17 protein-coding genes are annotated in these 18,877 nt (G+C 68.6%); all 17 read right to left on the reverse strand.

Annotated elements, in window-relative coordinates:
• Nucleotides 1-6 precede the first annotated feature (6 nt).
• The gene (locus tag ACAM58_RS15240; RefSeq protein WP_369663079.1) at nucleotides 7-2,238 is read right to left on the reverse strand and encodes a M1 family metallopeptidase; all 2,232 of its coding nucleotides are present in this window, start codon (nucleotides 2,236-2,238) and stop codon (nucleotides 7-9) included.
• Nucleotides 2,239-2,878: 640 nt separating this feature from the next.
• Nucleotides 2,879-4,192 (reverse strand): MFS transporter, encoded by a 1,314-nt coding sequence (locus ACAM58_RS15245; protein ID WP_012748255.1) that lies wholly within the window; start codon nucleotides 4,190-4,192, stop codon nucleotides 2,879-2,881.
• Between the two features lie 44 nt (nucleotides 4,193-4,236).
• A complete protein-coding gene (locus tag ACAM58_RS15250) occupies nucleotides 4,237-5,343 on the reverse strand; it encodes a porin (protein WP_012748256.1) in 1,107 nt (368 codons plus the stop codon).
• 36 nt (nucleotides 5,344-5,379) lie between these two features.
• Nucleotides 5,380-6,348 (reverse strand): PDR/VanB family oxidoreductase, encoded by a 969-nt coding sequence (locus tag ACAM58_RS15255; RefSeq protein ID WP_012748257.1) that lies wholly within the window; start codon nucleotides 6,346-6,348, stop codon nucleotides 5,380-5,382.
• An 18-nt stretch (nucleotides 6,349-6,366) separates the two neighbouring features.
• Nucleotides 6,367-7,410, reverse strand: a complete 1,044-nt coding sequence (locus ACAM58_RS15260) for an aromatic ring-hydroxylating dioxygenase subunit alpha (RefSeq protein WP_012748258.1) — start codon at nucleotides 7,408-7,410, stop codon at nucleotides 6,367-6,369.
• Between the two features lie 13 nt (nucleotides 7,411-7,423).
• Nucleotides 7,424-7,645 (reverse strand): recombinase-like helix-turn-helix domain-containing protein, encoded by a 222-nt coding sequence (locus ACAM58_RS15265; RefSeq protein WP_012748259.1) that lies wholly within the window; start codon nucleotides 7,643-7,645, stop codon nucleotides 7,424-7,426.
• Nucleotides 7,646-7,676: 31 nt separating this feature from the next.
• The gene (locus ACAM58_RS15270; RefSeq protein ID WP_012748260.1) at nucleotides 7,677-8,840 is read right to left on the reverse strand and encodes an FAD-dependent monooxygenase; all 1,164 of its coding nucleotides are present in this window, start codon (nucleotides 8,838-8,840) and stop codon (nucleotides 7,677-7,679) included.
• A 28-nt stretch (nucleotides 8,841-8,868) separates the two neighbouring features.
• Nucleotides 8,869-9,861 carry a tripartite tricarboxylate transporter substrate binding protein gene (locus ACAM58_RS15275; RefSeq protein WP_012748261.1) on the reverse strand — a complete coding sequence of 331 codons (993 nt, stop codon included), beginning with the start codon at nucleotides 9,859-9,861 and terminating at the stop codon, nucleotides 8,869-8,871.
• 17 nt (nucleotides 9,862-9,878) lie between these two features.
• Entirely contained in the window at nucleotides 9,879-10,850 is a 972-nt protein-coding gene (locus tag ACAM58_RS15280; RefSeq protein WP_012748262.1) for a VOC family protein, read from the reverse strand.
• Nucleotides 10,847-12,325, reverse strand: a complete 1,479-nt coding sequence (locus ACAM58_RS15285; RefSeq protein WP_012748263.1) for an aldehyde dehydrogenase — start codon at nucleotides 12,323-12,325, stop codon at nucleotides 10,847-10,849. Before ACAM58_RS15285 ends, ACAM58_RS15280 begins: the two co-directional genes overlap by 4 nt.
• Nucleotides 12,326-12,338: 13 nt before the next feature.
• Entirely contained in the window at nucleotides 12,339-13,133 is a 795-nt protein-coding gene (locus ACAM58_RS15290; protein WP_012748264.1) for an aspartate dehydrogenase, read from the reverse strand.
• Between the two features lie 5 nt (nucleotides 13,134-13,138).
• Nucleotides 13,139-14,857, reverse strand: coding sequence for a thiamine pyrophosphate-binding protein (locus ACAM58_RS15295; protein ID WP_012748265.1), 1,719 nt, complete (start codon nucleotides 14,855-14,857; stop codon nucleotides 13,139-13,141).
• Complete coding sequence (locus ACAM58_RS15300) at nucleotides 14,850-15,689, reverse strand: SDR family oxidoreductase (RefSeq protein WP_020610580.1); 840 nt, start codon at nucleotides 15,687-15,689, stop codon at nucleotides 14,850-14,852. The genes ACAM58_RS15295 and ACAM58_RS15300 overlap by 8 nt, the downstream gene beginning before the upstream one ends.
• Before the next feature lie 8 nt (nucleotides 15,690-15,697).
• The gene (locus ACAM58_RS15305; RefSeq protein ID WP_012748267.1) at nucleotides 15,698-16,534 is read right to left on the reverse strand and encodes an IclR family transcriptional regulator; all 837 of its coding nucleotides are present in this window, start codon (nucleotides 16,532-16,534) and stop codon (nucleotides 15,698-15,700) included.
• 44 nt (nucleotides 16,535-16,578) lie between these two features.
• Complete coding sequence (locus tag ACAM58_RS15310) at nucleotides 16,579-17,454, reverse strand: alpha/beta fold hydrolase (RefSeq protein WP_369663080.1); 876 nt, start codon at nucleotides 17,452-17,454, stop codon at nucleotides 16,579-16,581.
• A 17-nt stretch (nucleotides 17,455-17,471) separates the two neighbouring features.
• On the reverse strand, nucleotides 17,472-18,020 hold the full coding sequence (locus ACAM58_RS15315; RefSeq protein ID WP_012748269.1) for a cupin domain-containing protein: 549 nt from the start codon (nucleotides 18,018-18,020) through the stop codon (nucleotides 17,472-17,474).
• 34 nt (nucleotides 18,021-18,054) lie between these two features.
• A complete protein-coding gene (locus ACAM58_RS15320; protein WP_012748270.1) occupies nucleotides 18,055-18,870 on the reverse strand; it encodes an SDR family oxidoreductase in 816 nt (271 codons plus the stop codon).
• Nucleotides 18,871-18,877: the final 7 nt, after the last annotated feature.

Below are 18,877 nucleotides of genomic sequence, written 5' to 3' on the forward strand. Positions count from 1 at the left end.
CTCGACTCAGCGCTTCTCGTTCTCGCGCAGCTTCATGCTGCCCTGGTAGCGCAGCGCGTGCGGATAGTCTTCCTTGCCGCCGGCCTCCTGCGCCACCATCTTCTGCTGGCTTGCCTCGGTCTTCGCGAGCAGCGTCGTCGGCAGATTGAGAACGCCCTTGATCTGGTCGTACTGCCCCTGCGTGATGCGCCCCACCGACAGCAGCCGGAACGCGTCGCGCTCGATGTTGAGCAGGAGCGGCTTGTTGTCTGCAAAGTTCTGCGCCTTGGCCAGCAGGTCGCTCCACGACTGCGTGCTGTAGTTGCTCACGTAGTAGTCCTGCCCCGTGGGCCCGGCCAGCACCGCGGTGCAGCCCGGGAGCTCCAGCTGCGTGGTACTGGTGGCCATGACGAAGGTCTTGCGCTGCTCCATCGCGTCGCCGTAGGCCAGCGTCACGGGAATGGTCCAGGTCGAGGCCGGATAGGCGTTCTGGTTCGGGAACGACTCCTGGCTGATCGACACGAAGGTGCGGTCGCCCGCGCATTGCGCGTCCACCGTCAGCAGCGGCACGCCGGTCTGGCGAATGAAGCTGTCGCCGATGTCCGCCACCTTCTTGCCGCCGCTCGCCTTCTCCAGCGAGGTCCACAGCCGCGACGGCGTCGCGTTGCCGAAGGCATAGTCCTTCAGGTAGATCTGCAGGCCCTTCTGCATCGCCTCCTCGCCGATGTAGTTCTGCACCGTCTCCAGCACGTGGCTGCCCTTGTTGTAGACGAAGATCGACGGGCTGATGAAGCCGAACGAGCCCGCATCGTTGAGGTTGCGCTGCACCGGCACCGCCGTGTCCTTCAGGTCGGCCACGATCACGGTGTGCTTGTCGAGCACGTAGTCGGAAAAGCTGTAGTAGTCGGGATGGAATTTGATCGTGGTGCGGCGGTCGAACCAGCGCGCGAACGATTCGTTGAGCCACACGTTGTCCCACCAGTCGAGCGTGACGAGGTCGCCGAACCACTGGTGCGCAATCTCGTGCGTCACCACCGTCACCGAATACAGCGTGGGCGTTTCGCCCGGCTTGGTCAGCACGCGGTCGGCAAACTCGAAGATCGAACCCCAGTTCTCCATGCCGCCAAAGCCGGTGTTGGGCTTGTTGTTGTAGCTGTCGTTGGCCGCCACGGTGTCGAACTTCTTGAACGGCAGCGCAATGCCGGTGTAGTTGTAGTAGTAGTCCATCGCCACCTTGGTCCACTCCATCGCAAAGTTGGCCCAGGTGGAGCGGCCCGGCGGCGTGAACCAGCGCAGCGGCATCTCGCTGCCGTCGAGCGGGTTCTTGAAGGTGTCCGACAGAACGTCGAACTTGCCGCCGCCGAAGAACGCGAGGTACATCGGCATCGACGGCGTCTTCTCGAACGACACCTGCTGGTAGCCGTCGGGCAGCTTGACGGCCGACTTCTGCGCGGCGTTCGACACGGTCTGCCAATCGCCCGGCACCTCGGCGGAGATCTCGAAGCTGTGGCGGAAGGCCGGCTCGTCCCAGCCCGGGAACCACTGCCGCGCATAGTTGGTTTCGCCCTGCGTCACGATCGCGTCGCTGCTCACGCCCTCGGGCGTGGAAAGGCCCACCTTGAAGATGCCGGTCGCCGCCGAGCAGAACGGATTGCGGGCCATCTCCTCGGGCGGGCAATATTCCGCATCGGAGAACTGGATCTTGCCGTCCCACTCCATGTGCAGCAGGTACTTGCCCTTGGCGATCTGCCCGTCGTTGCGCCGCAACTGTACGAAATCTCCCAACGTCTGCGGCGTGGGCACCAGCGCAATCACCTCCGAAGGATTCGACAGCTTGCGCAAGGTGGTGCGGCCGTTCGCAAACTTGAGGTTGTGCGCGGCAACCACGATGGCATCCACCGGCTTGAGCACCTCGATCTCCACGTCGCCGCGCCCCACGAAGGTCTTCAGCGCCGCATCGGGCCTGAACCACAGCTTGTAGTTGACGGGCCAGACGGTGTCGGGCAGCTCCATCGGCTTCACCGAGCGGTCGACCGCGGCCACGGCCGATTCCTGCGCCGAGGGCGCGCCGTCCTCGGGTGCCTTGGCGGGATCCTGCGCGCCGGCCGTGAGCGTCGACGACGCGCCAAGGCCGGCGCCGCCAAGCGATGCGCCGCCGCCGCCGCCGCCGTCTCCGCCACCGCCGCACGCCGTCAAGGCGGCAAGCATCACGGCGGAGAGGGCCAGGTGGTGAACGACGGGTGTATTCAGTTTTTTCATGATCGCCTCTGGGTGCTCTGGGTAAGGAACATGCGCAGCACTGCGAACGCCAGCGGATAGCCGGCGCTGCACATGGCACGCGGGATGAGATGAAAAGCCAACCGCGGAAAACGGCGGGCGGCACGGCGCCCTCCCGCCGAACACCGGGTTCGTCAGGAACGCACGCTCAGGCCGGATCGCACCGCTCGGGCTTCGGCGGTCCCAGGATGCGCGGAGTGACCGGAGCCATTTCCGTCAAGGCGCGGTGATGGAAGGAGTGCGGGCGCGGATGGCGGCGCGTGGGAGCGGGCTCAGTGCCCGCGCATCGATGCGACGCTCTGCCGCGTCGAAGGAAGAACGGCCGGCGCCGAAACGGCAGGCCTGCAAGCGGCTCTTGTCTTTGTTTTCACGCGCATTCCCTCGTCCGTTGAAGTGCGCACAGTTGTAGCTGATCGAATCTGGCAGCTCAACGACCCGCGGAACTTTTCTCTCTCAAAATGTTCGCGCGCCATAAGTCGAATGGCGTCATGGCCCGCGCTGCGGGCCATGCGATACGAAGATGGTTCTGCGCCCGCAGCATCGGCTCGCGTGGTCTGCAGGCACGGGGCCTGTTCGCTGTGACGCAACAGCCACAGTACGAAGGTTCCAGCGCGCGCCGCCGCTACGAAAGCTGTGAACCAGAGACTGCAGTCATGCGCTGCGCGCGTTCGCGCCACCACAGCAGCAGTCCGCAGGCGAACACCACCGCCTGCGTGCCGATGAGCAGCGCAAAGCCCGCGAAGAAGCCCGCCGCCGACGAAGCTGCGGTGACGGCCGCACCCGCGCCGCCGCCATGCGACACCGCGCTGATCACGCCGCCCATCAGCGCCGGCATGAAGGCCGCCACCAGGCTGCCCGCGCCGTTCGTCACGCCGAAGGCGCTGGCCGTGTGCTCGGGCCGCGAGCAATGCTGCACCGTGCTCGGAATGGCCGGGCTCTGCAGGCCCCAGAAGAAATTGGCCGCCACCAGGCAGCATGCGGCCGCATACGGATCGCGTGCGTTGATGGCCATGAGCACCGACAGCGCCACGCCCGCGCTCGCGCCCATGAAGATGAACGGCACGCGGTCGCGCCCGAGCCTGTCGATCAGCACGCCGCCCACGAACACCGCAAGCACCGTGGCGTACTGCGGCGCCGACGCGATCCAGCCCATCTCGCGCAGCGAGAAGCCGCGCGCCTCGCGCAGGTAGGTCGGCAGCCAGTTGCTGCTGCCCCAGAGATAGGCCAGCGCCGCCGAAGTGAGCAGCGTGATGATGAACAGGTTGCGCGTGTGCAGCGCACCCCGCACGATGCCGCCGACGCGCGCCATCGCCTCGCCAAGGGAAGACGGCCTGGCCCCGTCTTCATGCCCCGCCGGCATGCGCACGAAGGCCAGCACCAGCGGAATGCCCAGTGCGATGTTGAGCACCCCCAGCACATGGAAGGAGCTGTCCCACGCGAAGCGCGTGAGCAGGTAGCCCACCAGCGGATAGCCCACCGCCAGCCCGAGCCCCGTGCCCATGTTCACGAGCGCATTGGGCTTGCCGTTCTCGTCGCTCCTGAAGTGCGCCTTGATGTAGGACGACGCGAGCGAGAACAGCGGTCCTTCCGACACGCCCAGCAGCACGCGCGAGGCCAGCAGCAGGCCGTAGCTGTCGAACAGGGGCGAGGCCCAGGTCACCACGCCCCACAAGATGAGGCCGTAGACCAGGCTGCGGCGCACGCCGAACAAGGCCGAGCAGAACGGCGTGAGCACGAAGGCCGATACGCCGTAGCCCAGCATGAAGGCCGTGGCCAAAAAACCCTGGCTCACGCGGTCGGAAGCGGCAATGCCCGCGTGGCTGAGAAACGCGGCGTCGGTGATCAGCACCGCGATGTTGATGCGGTCCACGTAGGAGATCGCGACGATCACGAACAGCGTGGCGACGCCGTACCAACGAAAGTTCTTGCTGTGCATGGCCCGGGCCTTTTTTGCGTGGATGGTGCTGGCGCGCCCTGCGCCTAGAACATGTGCCGCATGCCCAGCTCGATGCCGCTGGACGAGCGGCCCGGCATGGTGATGGCACCCGCCAGCGCCTGCGCGGCGCCGTTCCTGTTGCTGATGCGCGCGAGCGTGCCGTACAGCGCGCTGCGCCTGGACAGGTTGTGCACGTAGCCGATGGCCAGTTTCGACGAGGTGGGCTCGCGCACCGCGTTCGCGGGTTCCAGCTTGTAGCGTGCATACGAGGCCTTGATCTCGCCCGGCCCGATGGGCAGCTGGAAGCCGACGAGCACGCCCTTGGCGTCGGTGCTGCCTTTCGATTCCTTGTACAGCTCGCTCGTGAGCTTGAGGTTCATGAGCGAAGGGCCGAAGCTGTAGGCCGCGCCCAGGTTGGTCACGCGCAGGTCGCCGCTCGCATAGCGCGTGCGGCCGGTGGCAATGGCCACGTGCAGGCCGCCGCTCTGGTAGCCGAAGCGCGCGCCGGTGTGTTCGCCGTCATGCTTGCTTGGCACCCTGGTGCCCGGCAGCAGCGCGTTCGAATCGTTCTCGCCCATCGCATACATCACCTGCCCGTAAAAGCCGCCGAGGTTCGCGGGCAGGAAGTAGCCGATGCTGTTCGAGGCGCGCGTGCCTGTCGGTGCGGCCAGGCCGCCCAGGCCCGAGAAATAGATCTGGTTGGCGCCGATGCCGCCGCCCGTGCCAAAGGGATCGAAGATGGCCGTGTTCCAGAATGCCGGCACGTAGTCGCGGCCCAGGCGCACTTCGCCGAACGGGCCCGCGAGGCTCACCGTCGAGCGGCGGTTGAAGCTCAGCACGCCCGCCGGGCCGTTGCCGCTGGCCTGGTTGTTCGAGTTCGACGGAAAGCCCGTGCCGCTGTCGTTCTGCAGGCCCATCTCCATCCAGAAGTTGGCCGAGTACCCGCCGCCCAGGTCTTCCGTGCCGCGAAAGCCGAGGCGGCTGAACATGTTGCCGCTGTTGGTCAGCTGCGCCTTGTGGGCCGACCCATCGCCGCTGCCGCGCGTGTAGGTGACGGCCGCGTCGACCACGCCGAAGAGCGTGACGGAAGATTGGGCCAGCGCTCCGCCAGCCGCGCTGGCCGCGGCCAGCGTGATCAAGTATTTTTTCATCGGATTTTTGGGTTGGTTTTTCTCTGGCCGGCGGCCTCAGATGTCGAGCACCAGCCGCTCGCCCTTGCAGCGAGAGACGCAGATCATCATGGTCTTGTTGGACGCGCGTTCGATCTTGGTGAGGATGCCGTCGTGGTGGTCGATCTCGCCTTCGAGCACCGCGGTTTCGCAGGCGCCGCAGACGCCTTCCTTGCAGCTGTGGTCGGGGTTCAGGCCGGCATCGATCAGGCTGTCGAGGATCGACTTGCCGGGCGGCACCTCGACGCTCCTTCCGCTCTTGGCGCACTCGACCACGCAGCTTTGCGTCGCGCTCGGCGCCTCCACGTGCACCGCGGCAAAGCGCTCGATGTGGGCATGGGCATAGCCCAGCGTCTCGCAGCTCTTCTCGAAGGCATCGAGCATCGGCGTGGGGCCGCAGCAGTAGTAGTGGCTCGCGGCACCCTTGCCGGCCAGCAGCGCGGCCAGGTCGGGCGGCGCGCCCTTCTCTTCGTCGAAATGCCAGGTGACCGGCACCGCATGCTCGCGCGCCAGCGCCTCGATCGCATCGCAGAAGGCGGCCTCCTTGCGGGTGCGCGCGCAGTAGACCAGTTCCACCGGCCTGCCCAGGGCCGCGAGCCGCTGCAGCATGCACCAGATGGGCGTCACGCCGATGCCGCCGGCCACCAGCACCGAATGGTCCGCGCCCTCTTCGAGCTTGAAGTTGTTGCGCGGCACCGAAATCGGCAGCGTCATGCCCACGCGCAATTGCTGGTGCACATAGCGCGAGCCGCCGCGGCTCTTGCGGTCGTTGAGCACGCCGACCACGTAGCGCTGGCGGTCGCTCGCCGGGTTGCACAGCGAGTAGCTGCGCACCAGCCCGTTGGGCAGGTGCAGGTCGATGTGGGAGCCGGCCTCGAAGGCGGGAAACTCCGTCTCGGGCGAAGCCGGCCGGAACTCGACGCTGACGATGCCGTCGGCCTCGTAGCGCATCGTGTGCACCAGGGCGTTCAGCGTGGGGGAAGACATGGCAAGGCTTTCTATGGATCAGGCCGCGGCCGCGGCAGCTTCTGCGAGCTGTGCTTGCGCGAGATTGCGCATGTGGCGGCGCAGCCGCACGATGCCCAGGTCGTGCTGGTAGAGGTTCTCGTGCTGGTTGGCGTCGGGCTCCATCTCTTCGAGCATCACGCGGTCCTGCTCGAGCACGTGCCAGTGGCGCGCCTCGAGGCGGTTCTTGTAGAGGAAGCGCCAGGTGTCGCGCTCCCAGCCCCGCGGCAGCTTGCGCACGCGCCAGAAGAAGGTGGCCGTCATGCCCTTCACGATCGGCGAGAAGGCGCCGATGATGATGAAGTTGCCGCCGGGGCCGCCGGTCTTCGGATATGGAATTTCCAGGCGCATCCAGTGGATGCCGGTGTCGGCCCATTCGGTCCAGTCGAAGTTGACGTTGCGCTGGCCTTCCTTCTCGAACACGAAGCCGGCGTCGGTCTGGCGGATGCCGAACTTGGCCGTCGAATCGCCCTCGGCCATCGAATGCGACTGCTTGTGCAGGTAGGTGCCGTGCATCGGGTCCATCACGTTGTCGAGCACATAGCGATAGTCGCCCTTCCACTCGGTGTAGCAAAGGAAGCTCGAATACTCCGCATCGTCCGTGAGCTGCTCGGGCAGCACGAGCGGCGGCGGCACGTCGACCGGCTCCTTCCCGTTGTAGAGGAACACCGCGCCCGCGCGTTCCTGCACATGGAAGTGCCGCGTGGCCTGCGAGCCTTCGAGCTTGCAGCCCGGGCTGCCGGGCACGCGCGTGACGACGCCGTCATGGCGCACTTCCACGCCGTGGTAGGGGCACGAGAGCCGGTCGCCCAGCACCACGCCCTGCGACAGCGGCGCGCCGCGGTGCGGGCAGCGGTCTTCCAGCGCGTGCAGCACGCCTTCGCCGTCGCGCCACAGCGCGATCTTGCGGCCCAGGCGGCGCAGCGAGACGGGGTTCTCCTTGATGAAGTGCGAGGGGCAGATCGGGTACCAGAGATCCTTCAGGCCGATCTCGAGCAGGTGGTCGACCGGGTCTGCGGCAACGGGGGTGATGGCGATGGTCATGGTGTGATGCTCCTCAGGCGGCCAGCGTGGCCATTTCCTTGCGGTACAGCGCCTCGGTCCAGGGCTGGCCGCCGGGGGTGGCCAGGCCGCTGTCGTTCAGGCGCTGTACGAGGCCGGGCAGGTCGTGGATGCCGTCGGCAAAGGCGCGCTCGATCACGTCGCCCAGCAGGTCTTCATAGGTGGTCGCGGGGCGCTGGCGCGCCTGGTGCGGTTGCAGGTAGCGGTCTTGTTGCATGGTTGCCTCCGTGGGGTGAGGTGGATGTGAATCAGGCGGTGGCAGTGGCGCCGGCGGGGGCGCCCAACGGCACGGCCCAGGCGTCGTAGCCATAGACCCAGTCGGCATTGCCGCCTTCGCGCAGCCAGTTGTTGCCGCGCGAGCCAAGCTGCACCTGGCTGGCGCGCTCGATGCGCGCGGTCTGGTAGGCCTGCAGCGCAGAGGGCACATCGGCCATGGCAATGCCTTCGAGGTGGCGCGACAGCACCACGGCGTCTTCGATCGCCATGCCCGCACCCTGCGCCATGAAGGGCAGCATCGGGTGCGCGGCATCGCCGAGCAGGGCCATGCGGCCGGCGGCCCAGGCCGGCATCGGGTCGCGCTCGTACAGCGCGGTCTTCAGCACCGTGTCGCAGGCGTCGAGCAGGGCGCGCGCCTCGGGGTGGTAGGCCACGTACTGCTCGCGCAGTTCGTCGACGCTGCCGGGCGCGGTCCAGGATTCGAGGTGCCAGGTGTCCTGCGGCGTGGTCGCGAAGATGAAGATGTCCCTGCCGCGGTTGAGCGGGAACGTGACGATCTGGCTCTGCGGATTCGGGCCCCACCACTTGGTGAAGGCACCGAGGTTGGGCACGCCCGCCACACGCTCGGCAGGCACCACGGCGCGGTAGGCGACGATGCCGGTGAAGCGCGGGCTCTCGGCGCCGAACATCGCGGTGCGCACGCACGAGTGGATGCCGTCGGCGCCGAGCAGCGCGCCGACGCGGGCGCCGGTGCCGTCGCTGAACGAGAGGCTCACGCCCTTCTCGTCCGCCGCGATGGTCTGCGCGCGCTTGCCCAGCGCCACGCACTCGGCCGGGAACATGTCGGCCAGCGCAGCCAGCAGATCGGCGCGGTGGATGGTGAGCTGCGGCGCACCGTAGCGCTGCTCGGCCGAATCGGCCATCTCCAGGCGCGAGGTTTCCTCGCCCGTGTCGTAGGTGCGGCTGATGCGGTGCGAAGGCCGGGCCGCCGTGATCCGCGCGGCCTCGCCCACGCCGAGGCCGTCCAGCGCACGCACCGCATTGGGCGTGAGGTTGATGTCCGCACCGACGCGGGCGAACTGCTTCGCCTGCTCGAACACGGCCACGTCGTGCCCGGCGCGGCGCAGCGCGATGGCCGCCACCAGACCGCCGATGCCCGCGCCGACGATGCCGATGGTGGATTCGCTTGTCTTCATGGGTTCTCCCCTTTTTGTTGTTCGCGGCTCACTCGGCCACGATGTTGCGGGCCTTGATGATCCTGGCCCACACGGCTGTTTCTTCGCGGATGTGCGCGGCAAACGCGGCCGGCTTCATCGCTGCATCCGTCATGCCTTGCGCTTTCAGGCGCTCGCGCACGTCGGGCTGCGCCAGCATCTCCGCGGCGTCTTTCGCGAGCTGCTCGACCACGGCGGGCGGCGTGCCCTTGGGCGCCAGCAGGCCATACCACGAGGTCACGGCCACGCCCTGGATGCCCTGCTCCGCCAGCGTCGGAATGTCGGGCGCGGCCGGGCTGCGCGCGGCCTCGGTCACGCCCAGCGCCACCAGCTTGCCGTTCTTGATGAAGGGCATGGTCGCGGGCAGGTTGCTGAACATCAGCGGCACCGCGCCGCCGAGCACGTCGTTGAGCGCGGGCGCGGTGCCCTTGTAGGGTACGTGCAGCATCTCGATGCCGGCCTGCTGCTTGAACAGCTCGCCCGCCAGGTGCAGGCCGCTGCCCACGCCGGGCGAGGCGTACGAGAGCGAATCGGGCTTGGCCTTGGCCCGCGCCACCAGCTCCTTCGCGCTCCTGATGCCCGACGAGGGCGAGGCCACCAGCACGTTGGGCGCCTTGGCCAGCATGGTGACGGGCACGAAGTCCTTCTCGATGTCGAACGGGAAGTTCGGCATCAAGGTGGGGTTGATCGTGAGGTTGCCCGCGGGCACCACGAGCAGCGTGTGGCCGTCGCCCTTGGCGCGCTTGACCTTGTCGATGCCGATGTTGCCGGCCGCGCCGACCAGGTTCTCGACCACCGCGGCCTGGCCGTAGCGCTTGGCGAGCCCGTCTGAAAGCACGCGCGCCAGCGTGTCGACCGGACCGCCGGGCGGGAACGGCGAGACGATGGTGAAGCGCTCGCTCGAGAGTTGCTTCTGCACCTCGCCCTGCGCCTGCGCGGGCGAGGCGATGGCAAAGGCCGACAGCGCGGCGGACACAAGGGAAAGGGAAAGGCGTCGTTGCATGGTGGTGGTTGTGGGATTCACTTTTTCTCCGTGAGGAAGGCGCCCTTCGGCCCTTCAGCGTTCTTCTGGCGGCGGGTGTTGCCGTCGAGGCCGCCGTCGACCGCCCATTCGGCGAACACCGTAGGCCCCGGCTCGAACTCGCGCGGCTGCCAGTCGGCCGTGAGCTGGTCTTCGTCCGCGTAGTACTCGATCAAGCCGCCGGCCGGATTCTTGAAGTACCAGAAGTAGGCCGACGACACCGGATGCCGCCCCGGGCCCAGCTGCGTTTCCCAGCCGCGGCGCGAAAAGTGCAGGCCGCCGCCGAACACCTCGTGGATGTCGCGCACGGTGAAGGCCACGTGGTTGAGTCCGCGCTTGCCCGAAGGGATCTGCAGCAGGAACAGGTCGTGGTGGCCGCCCTCCGGCGCGCAGCGCATGAAGGCGCCGCGCTTCGGATAGCTGTCGGACGAAATGAAGCCGAAGCGCTGCGCGTAGAACGCGCTGGTGGCCGCCACGTCGCTCACGAAGAACACCACGTGGCCGACCTCGATCGGCGTCGCGCGTTCGTAGACCGGTGCGGGCTGGTTGACGCGCGGCTTGGCATTCCAGGTGTTCATCGCGCCGCAGTCGACTTCGACCGCATGCTTGCGGCTGACCTGCAGCCGCACGGCCAGGCCGTTGGGATCGATGCAGCCGATGCGGCGCGCGCCGTCGACCGTGCCATCGAAGAAGGCCGGGTCCCTTGCGATGGCGGCGGCGTAGCGATCGAGGTCCGCCTCGCTTTCGACGCCCCACACCACTTCGCGCAGCGTCGGGCCCTCTTCCATCGCGCTCGGCAGGCCCGCCTTGTCCAACGCCGCGACGACCACCTTGCAGCCGTTGAGGCATTCGAAGACGAGTTCGTCGGCCGCTTCCGACTTGAGCGCCAAGCCCCAGTCTTCGAAGAAACGGCGGCAGGTGGGCAGGTCGTCCGCCCCGTAGGTGATCTGGTCGATGCCAAGTACGCTCATGTCAGTGCCCAGGGCAGAGGTTGTTCGTTGGTGCCCCAGTACATGCTCTTTTGCTCCATGTACTGGAAGATGCCTTCGCGGCCTTTCTCGCGGCCGAGGCCGCTGTCGCGCCAGCCGCCGAAGGGGGTGGAGACCGAGAACTGCTTGTAGGTGTTGACCCAGACGGTGCCGGCCTGCACTGCGCGGCCGAGCTTCCAGGCGCGCTTGAAGTCGCGGCTCCAGACGCCCGCGGCCAGCGCGTAGACGCTGTCGTTGGCCTGCGCGATCAGCGACTCCTCGCCGTCGAAGGGCATCGCGACCAGGACCGGGCCGAAGATCTCTTCCTGGCTGATGCGTGCGCTGTTGTCCAGGCCCTCGATGATGGTCGGCCGGTAGAAGTAGCCCTTGTCGTAGTCGCCGCCATGGGGCCGCACGCCGCCGGTGCGGATGCGCCCGCCTTCGGACACGCCCAGCTCCACATAGCGCTCGATGCCCTCGCGGTGCCTGGCGGTGATGAGCGGGCCCATCTGCGTGCGCTCCGAAGCCGGGTCGCCCACGCGCAAGGCATTGGCGCCTTCGGCCAGCCGCGTGAGGAACTCGTCGTAGATGCCGCGTGCCACAAAGAGGCGCGAGCCCGCGATGCACGATTCGCCCGACGAGCTGAAGATGCCGTAGAGCACGCCGCTCACCGCATGGTCGAGGTCCGCATCGTCGAGCACCATGGTGGGCGACTTGCCGCCCAGCTCCAGCGACACCGGCATCATCTTGTCGGCCGCGATGTGCGCGATGTGCTTGCCGGTGGTGGTGCCGCCCGTGAACGACACGCGCTTGACCAGCGGATGCTTCGTGATCGCATCGCCGATGACCGAGCCCTTGCCTGGCAGCACGCTGACGATGCCCTTGGGCACGCCGGCCTGCTCGCAGATGCGCGCGAGCTCCAGCGCCATCAGCGGCGTGACCTCGGCGGGCTTCACGACCACCGCATTGCCGGCCGCCAGCGCCGGCGCGAGCTTCTGCGCTTCGCTCGCGATCGGCGAGTTCCACGGCGTGATCGCGGCGACGACGCCCATGGGCTCGTGCAGGCTCATCGTGATGAAGGCGCCGCGCGAAGGCGTGATGGTTTCTTCGAGCGTTTCGAGCGCAGCCGCGAAGAACTGGAAGGTGCCCGCGGCGCTGGCCACGAGGTTGCGCGTTTCGTTGATCGGCTTGCCGTTGTCCAGGCGCTGCTTCTGCGCAAGGCTTTCGCTCTCTTCGCGGATCAGCTGCGCCACGCGGTGCAGTACCGCGGCGCGCTCGTGCGGCAGGCGCTGGGCCCAGCCGCTGTTGCGGAACGCGTGGTCGGCGCGCGTGATGGCCTCCTCGACATCGGCCAGGCTCGCGGCCCTGAGGCGCGCGATCGGCTCGCCCGTGGCGGGATAGAGGCTCTCGTACACGTCGCCGCCGCCCAGGCGCCATTCGCCGGCAACGCAGATCGGAAGAAGTTCGGAAGAAATCATGGTGGGGAATGGCTCAGATGGCGAGCGCCGCGGCCCGGTTGCGCAGCGCGCGCACCGCGCTGTAGACGGTGAGCGCGGAGGTCTTGGGATTGGCCGCAAGCGGCTTGTTGCGCATGGTCAGCTCGAAGCTGCCGAAGGCGCCCTCGGCCTCGACCGTGTGCACGTTGTCGGCGATGGCCGGATCGGCAATGAGCCGCACCATCGTCCTGTCGAGCCCCAGCCCCGCGAGCGACACGGTGGCCGCGACGTTGGCGTTCTTGGGATAGAGCTGCGCCGCCTCGCGCGCGCTGCCTTCGAAGATGACGGTTTCCTGCGTGAGCGCATCGAGGTCGCGGCCCTGCTCGGCCGGCGTGCCCTTCCAGGCCTGCGGCGGCTTGCGGCCCGTGTAGCGCACGCTGCCCAGCCCGCCGATGCGCGCGGCCGCCAGCGCGTCGATGGCACCGATCGCGCCCGCGATCAGCTGCACCTGGGTGCGGCCGGCAGTGGCGGCGGCTTCGAGCCTTTCGGCAAGGCCCGCGGCCGACAGCGCGCCCACCGAGGCCACGATGCACGGCGTGCCGCGTGCGAGCGCCGGCAGCACATGCTCCTCGATGGCCGCATGCCCGGCCGTCTCGACCACGAGGTCGATGCCCGCAACCGGCACGCGGCTTGCAACCGGCACGCCGGGCACAAGCCTCTGCGCAGCGGCCACGCCTTCTTCAGGCACGACGATGGCCGCCACCGCCAGGGCCGTGTCGCCCTCGAGCAGTTCGAGCACCGAGGTGCCGATGGCACCGCAGCCGATGAGTGCAACGCGCAGCGCGGTCACGCCCGTCACTCCACCGACGTGGCCGCAGCCTTGCCGAGCGCCGGGATCTGCGTCACGGTGTTGGTCGGCGGGCCGGCGAAGGCGCTCTTGAATTCGCCGATCGACAGCATGTCGATCTCGAGCAGGAACGGGCCCTTCTTGGCCAGCGCCTCGCCGAGCTTCGCCCTCAGTTCGTCGATGCGCTGCACGCGCGCATGCGGCAGCGCCAGCGAGGCGCACAGCATCGCGTAGTCGGGCGTGTGCAGGTCGGCATAGCAGCGGCGGCCGCCATACTGCGCGTCCTGGATGTTCTTGATGACGCCGTAGCCCTTGTCGTTCATGAGCACGATCAGCATGTCGGCCTGCTCCTGCACCGCCGTTGCGAGTTCGCCGAGGTTCAGGATGAAGCCGCCGTCGCCGGCCAGGCAGAAGGTCTTGCGGCCCGAGCCCGTCTCGGCCGCGCCAATGGCCGCGCCAATGGCCATCGGCATGCCTTGGCCGATGCCGCCGCCCGTGGCATGCACGCCCGCGCTCGGCTCGAAGATGCGCAGCTCGCGGTTGCCCCAGGTGCTGTTCGACACCGTGACATCGCGCACCCAGTTGAAGTTGCGGCCGGCTGCGGCCTGCAGTTCCTTCACGAGCGCGGCATAGGGGCCGAGGCCGTCGGTCAGCGAGGCCACGGCCTGTTCGTGCGCGGCGCGCAGGTCGGCGAGCAGTTCGGGGTCGGCCTTGTACTTCGCGGCCTCGAGGCGGTCGGCCAGGCCTTCGAGCGCCAGCGCGGAATCGCCGCAGACGAACAGGTCGGTGGCGTAGCCGCGGCCTTCGGCGGCGGCGTCGGCATCGATGCGCAGCAGCGGGCGCGGCAGCTTCAATTCGTACTTGAGCGTTTCATTGCCGCGCAGCCGCGAGCCGACGACCAGCATTGCGTCGCAGCGCTGGTACAGCGCCTCGACCGGCTTGTGGATGTTGTAGGAGCCGAGCGAACCCGCTTCGTCCTCGGGCACCGTGCCGCGGCCCTGCGTGGTCGTGACCACGCCGAAGCCGAGCTTCTGCAGCCGGCGGATGGCAGCGCCCGCATGGCGCGCGCCGCCGCCGACCCACAGCATCGGGCGCCTGGCGGCTGCAAGGCGAGCGGCCAGCGCGTCGAGCGAGGCCGCGGAAGGCACGGGCCGCTCGATGGGCAGCGGCGACAGGTCGGCAGGCATGGTCGTGAGCGCCGACTGGATGTCGATTGGAATCTCCACGCTCACCGGGCCGGTCGGCGCCGTCAACGCAAGCTGCACCGCGCGCTTGAGCGTGCCGAGCACCGTCTCCACGCTGCGCACGCGCAGGGCCGCCTTCGACACCGCCTTGAGCATGGTCAGCTGGTCGGGTGCCTCGTGGATGTACGACATGCCCTTGTCGAGATACGGCGTCTCGATCTGCCCCGTGATGTGCAAGAGCGGCGCACCGGCCGTCAAAGCCTCGACCATGCTGCCCGCGATGTTGCCGGCCGCCGGGCCCGTGCTCGTGAGGCACACGCCCAGGCTGGCCGTGGAGCGCGCATAGGCGTCGGCCATGTTGCCGGCGCCGGCCTCGCCGCGCGCGGGCACGAAGCGGATCGCGCCGCGCTGCGCGAAGGCATCGAGGATCGGCATGTTGTGGATCGAGATCACGCCGAAGGCCGCCTTGACGCCGCACTGTTCGAGAAAGGCCGCGACGACTGCGCCGACCGTGACCGTGTTGTTGTTGTTGGGGTTATGCATGGCGCGAAAGGCCTCCAGAGATATCGATGTGGCTGCCGGTCGTGTACGACGCGAGCGGTGAAGCAAGAAAAAGAATGGCGCGCGCGGCTTCGGTCGGAAGCCCCAGGCGGCCCAGCGGAATGTGCTTGTTCTGCGCGAGCTGGCCGCTCCATGCGGCCCAGTCCTGCGACTTGTCTTCGCGCGCCTCGAAGCGGCGGCGCCACTGGCCCGACTCGACCAGGCCGATCAGGATGCCGTTCACGCGCACGCCCTGCGGCGCGAATTCGGTGGCCATCGAGCGCACGAGGTTCAGCAGGCCGGCGCGCGCGGCCGAGGTGGCGACCATGTGCGGCTCGGGCTGGCGCGCGAGCAGCGAGTTGGCGCAGACGATGGCGGCGTCGCCGTGCACGATGCGCTGCGCCGCGAGCTGCGGCAGGAAGGCACGCGTGGGGTTGATGACCGAGAAGAACTTGAGCTTGAGCTCTTCGGTCCAGGCCGCGTCGTCGGTGTCGGCGAAGGTGGAGACGCGCCCCTGCCCCGCGTTGTTGACCAGCATCGAGGCCGGGCCGAGCGCGGCCTCGCTGGCGGCCGCAAAGGCGCGCACCGAGGGGCCGTCGAGCACGTCGCAGGGCTGCGCGAAGAGCCGCGCGCCCGCGTGCTTCTCGCGCAGGCCGGCCACCGCGCTGTCGAGCCGCCCGGCATTGCGGCCGCACAGCGCCACCGCGGCGCCGCATTCGAGCAGCAGCTCGACCGTGGCCAGGCCGATGCCCGAGGAACCGCCCGTGACCACGGCCACGCGGCCCGCCAGTGCGTCGGCGGCAAAGAAGGAAGAAGAAGTAGATGGCTGTGTCATGGCGTGGTTCATGCGCTGCGAAGCGGCACCACCTTTTGCGCGCGGGCGGGCGAATAGTTCAGGAGGCCCGAAATTTCTTCGGCGGTGGCGCGCACGCGCTGCACCATCTCGTCCATGCGGTTCTCCTCGATGTGGCCCGAGGTGATGGTGGCGCCCAGCGCCGCCACGATGTGGCCGCTGTGGTCGCGCACCGGCGCCGCGATGCTGGAGATGTTCGATTCGAAGAAGCCTTCGCCCAGCACGTAGCCGCGCGTGCGGTCGGCCTGCACCATGTCGAACAGCTCGCTCACGGTGGTGGGCGTGCTCGGCGAGAAGGTCTCGAGCCTGTCTTCCGGGTAGAGCGCGCGCAGCTGCGGCAGCGTGAGGTCTTCGAGCAGCACGCGGCCGAGCACCGTGGCATGGGCCGGCAGGCGCGTGCCCACGGTGACCGAGCTTGCGAACGGCGTGGGCGGCGCCACCTTGGCCACGTAGACGATGGAGCGGCCGTCGCGCACCACCAGGTTGCAGGGCGTGCGCAGCTCGTCGCACAGGCGGTTGAGCAGCGGCGCGCCCAGCTGCGTGAGCTCCAGCGAGGCCAGGTATTCGAAGCCCAGGCGCAGCACGGCCAGGCCCAGGCGGTAGTCGCGCCCGCCTTCGGCGCGCTCGAGGAAACCCATGTTCTCCAGCGTGGTGAGAAGCCGGAACACGGTCGAGCGCGGCAGGTCGAGGCGGCGCCCCAGTTCAGGCGCGGAGAGCGTGCGGCTCTCGCGGCTGAACTCGCACAGCACGCGCAGGCCCCGTTCGAGCGCCGGCACGTTGTAGCGCTCGCCGCCCTCTTCCATTGTCTCGTTGTCGTGGGTGGCCATGGTGGTTCGTTCTTCCCTTTGGTTGTCTTGTCGTGTGTCTTCTGTCAGGCGGCCAGCACTTCGCGCAGCAATGCGGCAACGGCCTGCGGCTGCTCCACGTAGCTCGCATGGCCGGCATCGGCAATCGATTCGAGCGGCACGCCGCAGCGGCGCGCGACTTCGGCGCAGGCCTCTGGCGTGGTGACGGCATCGAGCGCGCCGCAGGCCACGCGCACCGGCATGGCGGGCGGCAGGTCGGCCAGCAGGTCGGCATTGCACAGCAGCTCGACGGCCTGGCGATAACCGCCGTCGCTCAGCTGCGCCATGTTCCATTGCACCCACTGGCGCGCGCGTTCGCTGGCGCCGGCGGACACGAGCCGGCCTGCGCGCTTCGCGGCCATGCCGGCAATGCCGAGTTCGTCGAGCGTGGCAAGCCGCTCGGCGCGCACCTTGCGGCGGGCTTCCTCGCGCTGCGGGGCGCCATAGCCGGCCGCGGGGCTGACGAGCACGAGGCGCCGGATGCGCGAAGCCAGGGCAGAATCCTTGCCCGCCGCGCAGCCCGCCGTGATCGCGCCGAGCGAATGGCCGACCAGCACGCAGGACTGGATGTCGAGCGCATCGAAGAGGCCGTGCAGCCGCTGCGCGTAGTCGGCCGCGGAAGGCGCCGCAGGCGCGAGCGGCGTCGATGCGCCATAGCCCGGCGCATCCCACGCGATCACGCGGGCCTGCGGCGCGAGCTGCAAGGCAAGGCCGAGCCACGAGGCCGCACCCGAGCCGATGCCGTGCAGGCAGACGATGGCCGGGCCCGCGCCGCATTCGCGCACCGACACCACGGCACCGCCGCCGACCGGCACGGCGCGCGCCGGAAAGCGGGCCTCCAGCAGCGCCAGCTCGGAAGCGGGCAAGGCGCTCTGCGCGTGGGTGGCGGTGGCGTCGTTCATGGCCTCTTTCTTTTTCTTCAGCGCTTGATCTTCGCGAGCGGATGGTCGGCCGGATAAGTCGGCGTCACGGGCTTCTTGGCGCCGAGCATCACGCACATCAGCGCGTCTTCGTCGCCGATGTTGATTTCTTCGCGGTACACGCCGGGCGGCACCGAGATCAGGTCGCGGTCCGTCATGATGGTTTCGAAGCGTTCGCCGTCTTTTTCGATCACCACCTTGAGCTTGCCGCGGATCAGGAAGAACACTTCCTCCACGTCGGTGTGCAGGTGCGGCGGGCCTTCATGGCCGGCCGGGATCACCATGGTGGAGAAGGTGAAGTGCTCGGCCGGCACGGTGTTGACGTCCTTCGCAACGCCGGTGCCGCCGGTGCCCACGTAGCGCATCTGCGCGCGGCGGAACTTGGGGTCGAGGTCGGCCTGGAACTTGAGCGCATCCCAGTCGTACTTGCGGGTTTCGTAGCGCGCGATGCGGCTGTTCATCCACTCGGCCAGGCTGCTGCCTTCGGGCTGCGCCAGCGTGCTGCCGGCGGTATCGGTGATCTTCTGCTGTTCGGACAAATCGCTCATCGTGTTCACTCCATTCGTCGGAAAAAAATTTGAATCAGTGCATCGCAAAGCCGCCGTTGACGGCCAGCAGCTGGCCCGTCACGAAGCGCGCGAGGCCGGAAAGCAGGTACAGCGTGGCACCGCAGACATCGGCGGCCTGCTGCTCGCGCGGGATGGCGCGGCCTTCGAGGTACTTCTGGTGGCGGGCCATCGGCACGTACTCGGTGGCTTCCACCAGCGTGAGGCCGGGCGCCACGGCGTTCACCGTGATGTTGTCGCCGCCCCACTCGCGCGCCAGCGAGCGCGTCATGGAAATGACGGCGCCCTTGCTCGACGCATAGGCCAGCAGGTTGGGCGCGCCCCACAGCGCGGTGTCGGACGCGAGGTTGACCACCGCGCCGCGCCCGCTGGCAGCAAGCGCGGGGCGGCAGGCCCGGCCCATGAGCCAGGTGCCGCGCACGTTGACGTTCATCACGCGGTCCCAGGTGCCGACGTCGAGCTGGTGCGCATCGCGTCCGCCCGAGTTGGTGATGGCCGCGTTGTTGACGAGGCCGTCGAGCCCACCGAGCAGGCGAAGCGCTTCCGCGGCGCAGGCTTCGATCGAGGCCGGCTCCGACAGGTCGACTTCCAGCGCATGCGCCCGGTGGCCGGCATCGCGCAGCGCCTTGGCTTCGCCCTGGGCCAGCTCGCCGAGGATGTCGGCCAGCACCACCTGCGCGCCGGCCGCCGCGATGCACTGCGCAAACGCAAGCCCCAGCCCGCGCGCGCCGCCGGTCACGAGGATGCGGCGGCCCGCCAGCAGGTTGGCGGGCAGCTCGGCCAGCAGGGCTTGCAGGCTCGAGGGATCGGGAACGGCTTTGGGTTCGGTCATGGTGCTT

The sequence above is a fragment of the Variovorax sp. V116 genome (genome assembly GCF_041154435.1).
GTDB lineage: Bacteria > Pseudomonadota > Gammaproteobacteria > Burkholderiales > Burkholderiaceae_C > Variovorax > Variovorax paradoxus.

What these genes read in the sequence shown, in the direction of transcription:
- ACAM58_RS15305 (WP_012748267.1), bottom strand. Translation starts at nt 16,534, where the DNA reads ATGGCCACCCACGACAACGAGACAATGGAAGAGGGCGGCGAGCGCTAC.
- ACAM58_RS15255 (WP_012748257.1), bottom strand. Translation starts at nt 6,348, where the DNA reads ATGTCTTCCCCCACGCTGAACGCCCTGGTGCACACGATGCGCTACGAG.
- ACAM58_RS15315 (WP_012748269.1), bottom strand. Translation starts at nt 18,020, where the DNA reads ATGAGCGATTTGTCCGAACAGCAGAAGATCACCGATACCGCCGGCAGC.
- ACAM58_RS15320 (WP_012748270.1), bottom strand. Translation starts at nt 18,870, where the DNA reads ATGACCGAACCCAAAGCCGTTCCCGATCCCTCGAGCCTGCAAGCCCTG.
- ACAM58_RS15240 (WP_369663079.1), bottom strand. Translation starts at nt 2,238, where the DNA reads ATGAAAAAACTGAATACACCCGTCGTTCACCACCTGGCCCTCTCCGCC.
- ACAM58_RS15245 (WP_012748255.1), bottom strand. Translation starts at nt 4,192, where the DNA reads ATGCACAGCAAGAACTTTCGTTGGTACGGCGTCGCCACGCTGTTCGTG.
- ACAM58_RS15310 (WP_369663080.1), bottom strand. Translation starts at nt 17,454, where the DNA reads ATGAACGACGCCACCGCCACCCACGCGCAGAGCGCCTTGCCCGCTTCC.
- ACAM58_RS15260 (WP_012748258.1), bottom strand. Translation starts at nt 7,410, where the DNA reads ATGACCATCGCCATCACCCCCGTTGCCGCAGACCCGGTCGACCACCTG.
- ACAM58_RS15295 (WP_012748265.1), bottom strand. Translation starts at nt 14,857, where the DNA reads ATGCATAACCCCAACAACAACAACACGGTCACGGTCGGCGCAGTCGTC.
- ACAM58_RS15275 (WP_012748261.1), bottom strand. Translation starts at nt 9,861, where the DNA reads ATGCAACGACGCCTTTCCCTTTCCCTTGTGTCCGCCGCGCTGTCGGCC.
- ACAM58_RS15265 (WP_012748259.1), bottom strand. Translation starts at nt 7,645, where the DNA reads ATGCAACAAGACCGCTACCTGCAACCGCACCAGGCGCGCCAGCGCCCC.
- ACAM58_RS15300 (WP_020610580.1), bottom strand. Translation starts at nt 15,689, where the DNA reads ATGACACAGCCATCTACTTCTTCTTCCTTCTTTGCCGCCGACGCACTG.
- ACAM58_RS15280 (WP_012748262.1), bottom strand. Translation starts at nt 10,850, where the DNA reads ATGAGCGTACTTGGCATCGACCAGATCACCTACGGGGCGGACGACCTG.
- ACAM58_RS15270 (WP_012748260.1), bottom strand. Translation starts at nt 8,840, where the DNA reads ATGAAGACAAGCGAATCCACCATCGGCATCGTCGGCGCGGGCATCGGC.
- ACAM58_RS15285 (WP_012748263.1), bottom strand. Translation starts at nt 12,325, where the DNA reads ATGATTTCTTCCGAACTTCTTCCGATCTGCGTTGCCGGCGAATGGCGC.
- ACAM58_RS15250 (WP_012748256.1), bottom strand. Translation starts at nt 5,343, where the DNA reads ATGAAAAAATACTTGATCACGCTGGCCGCGGCCAGCGCGGCTGGCGGA.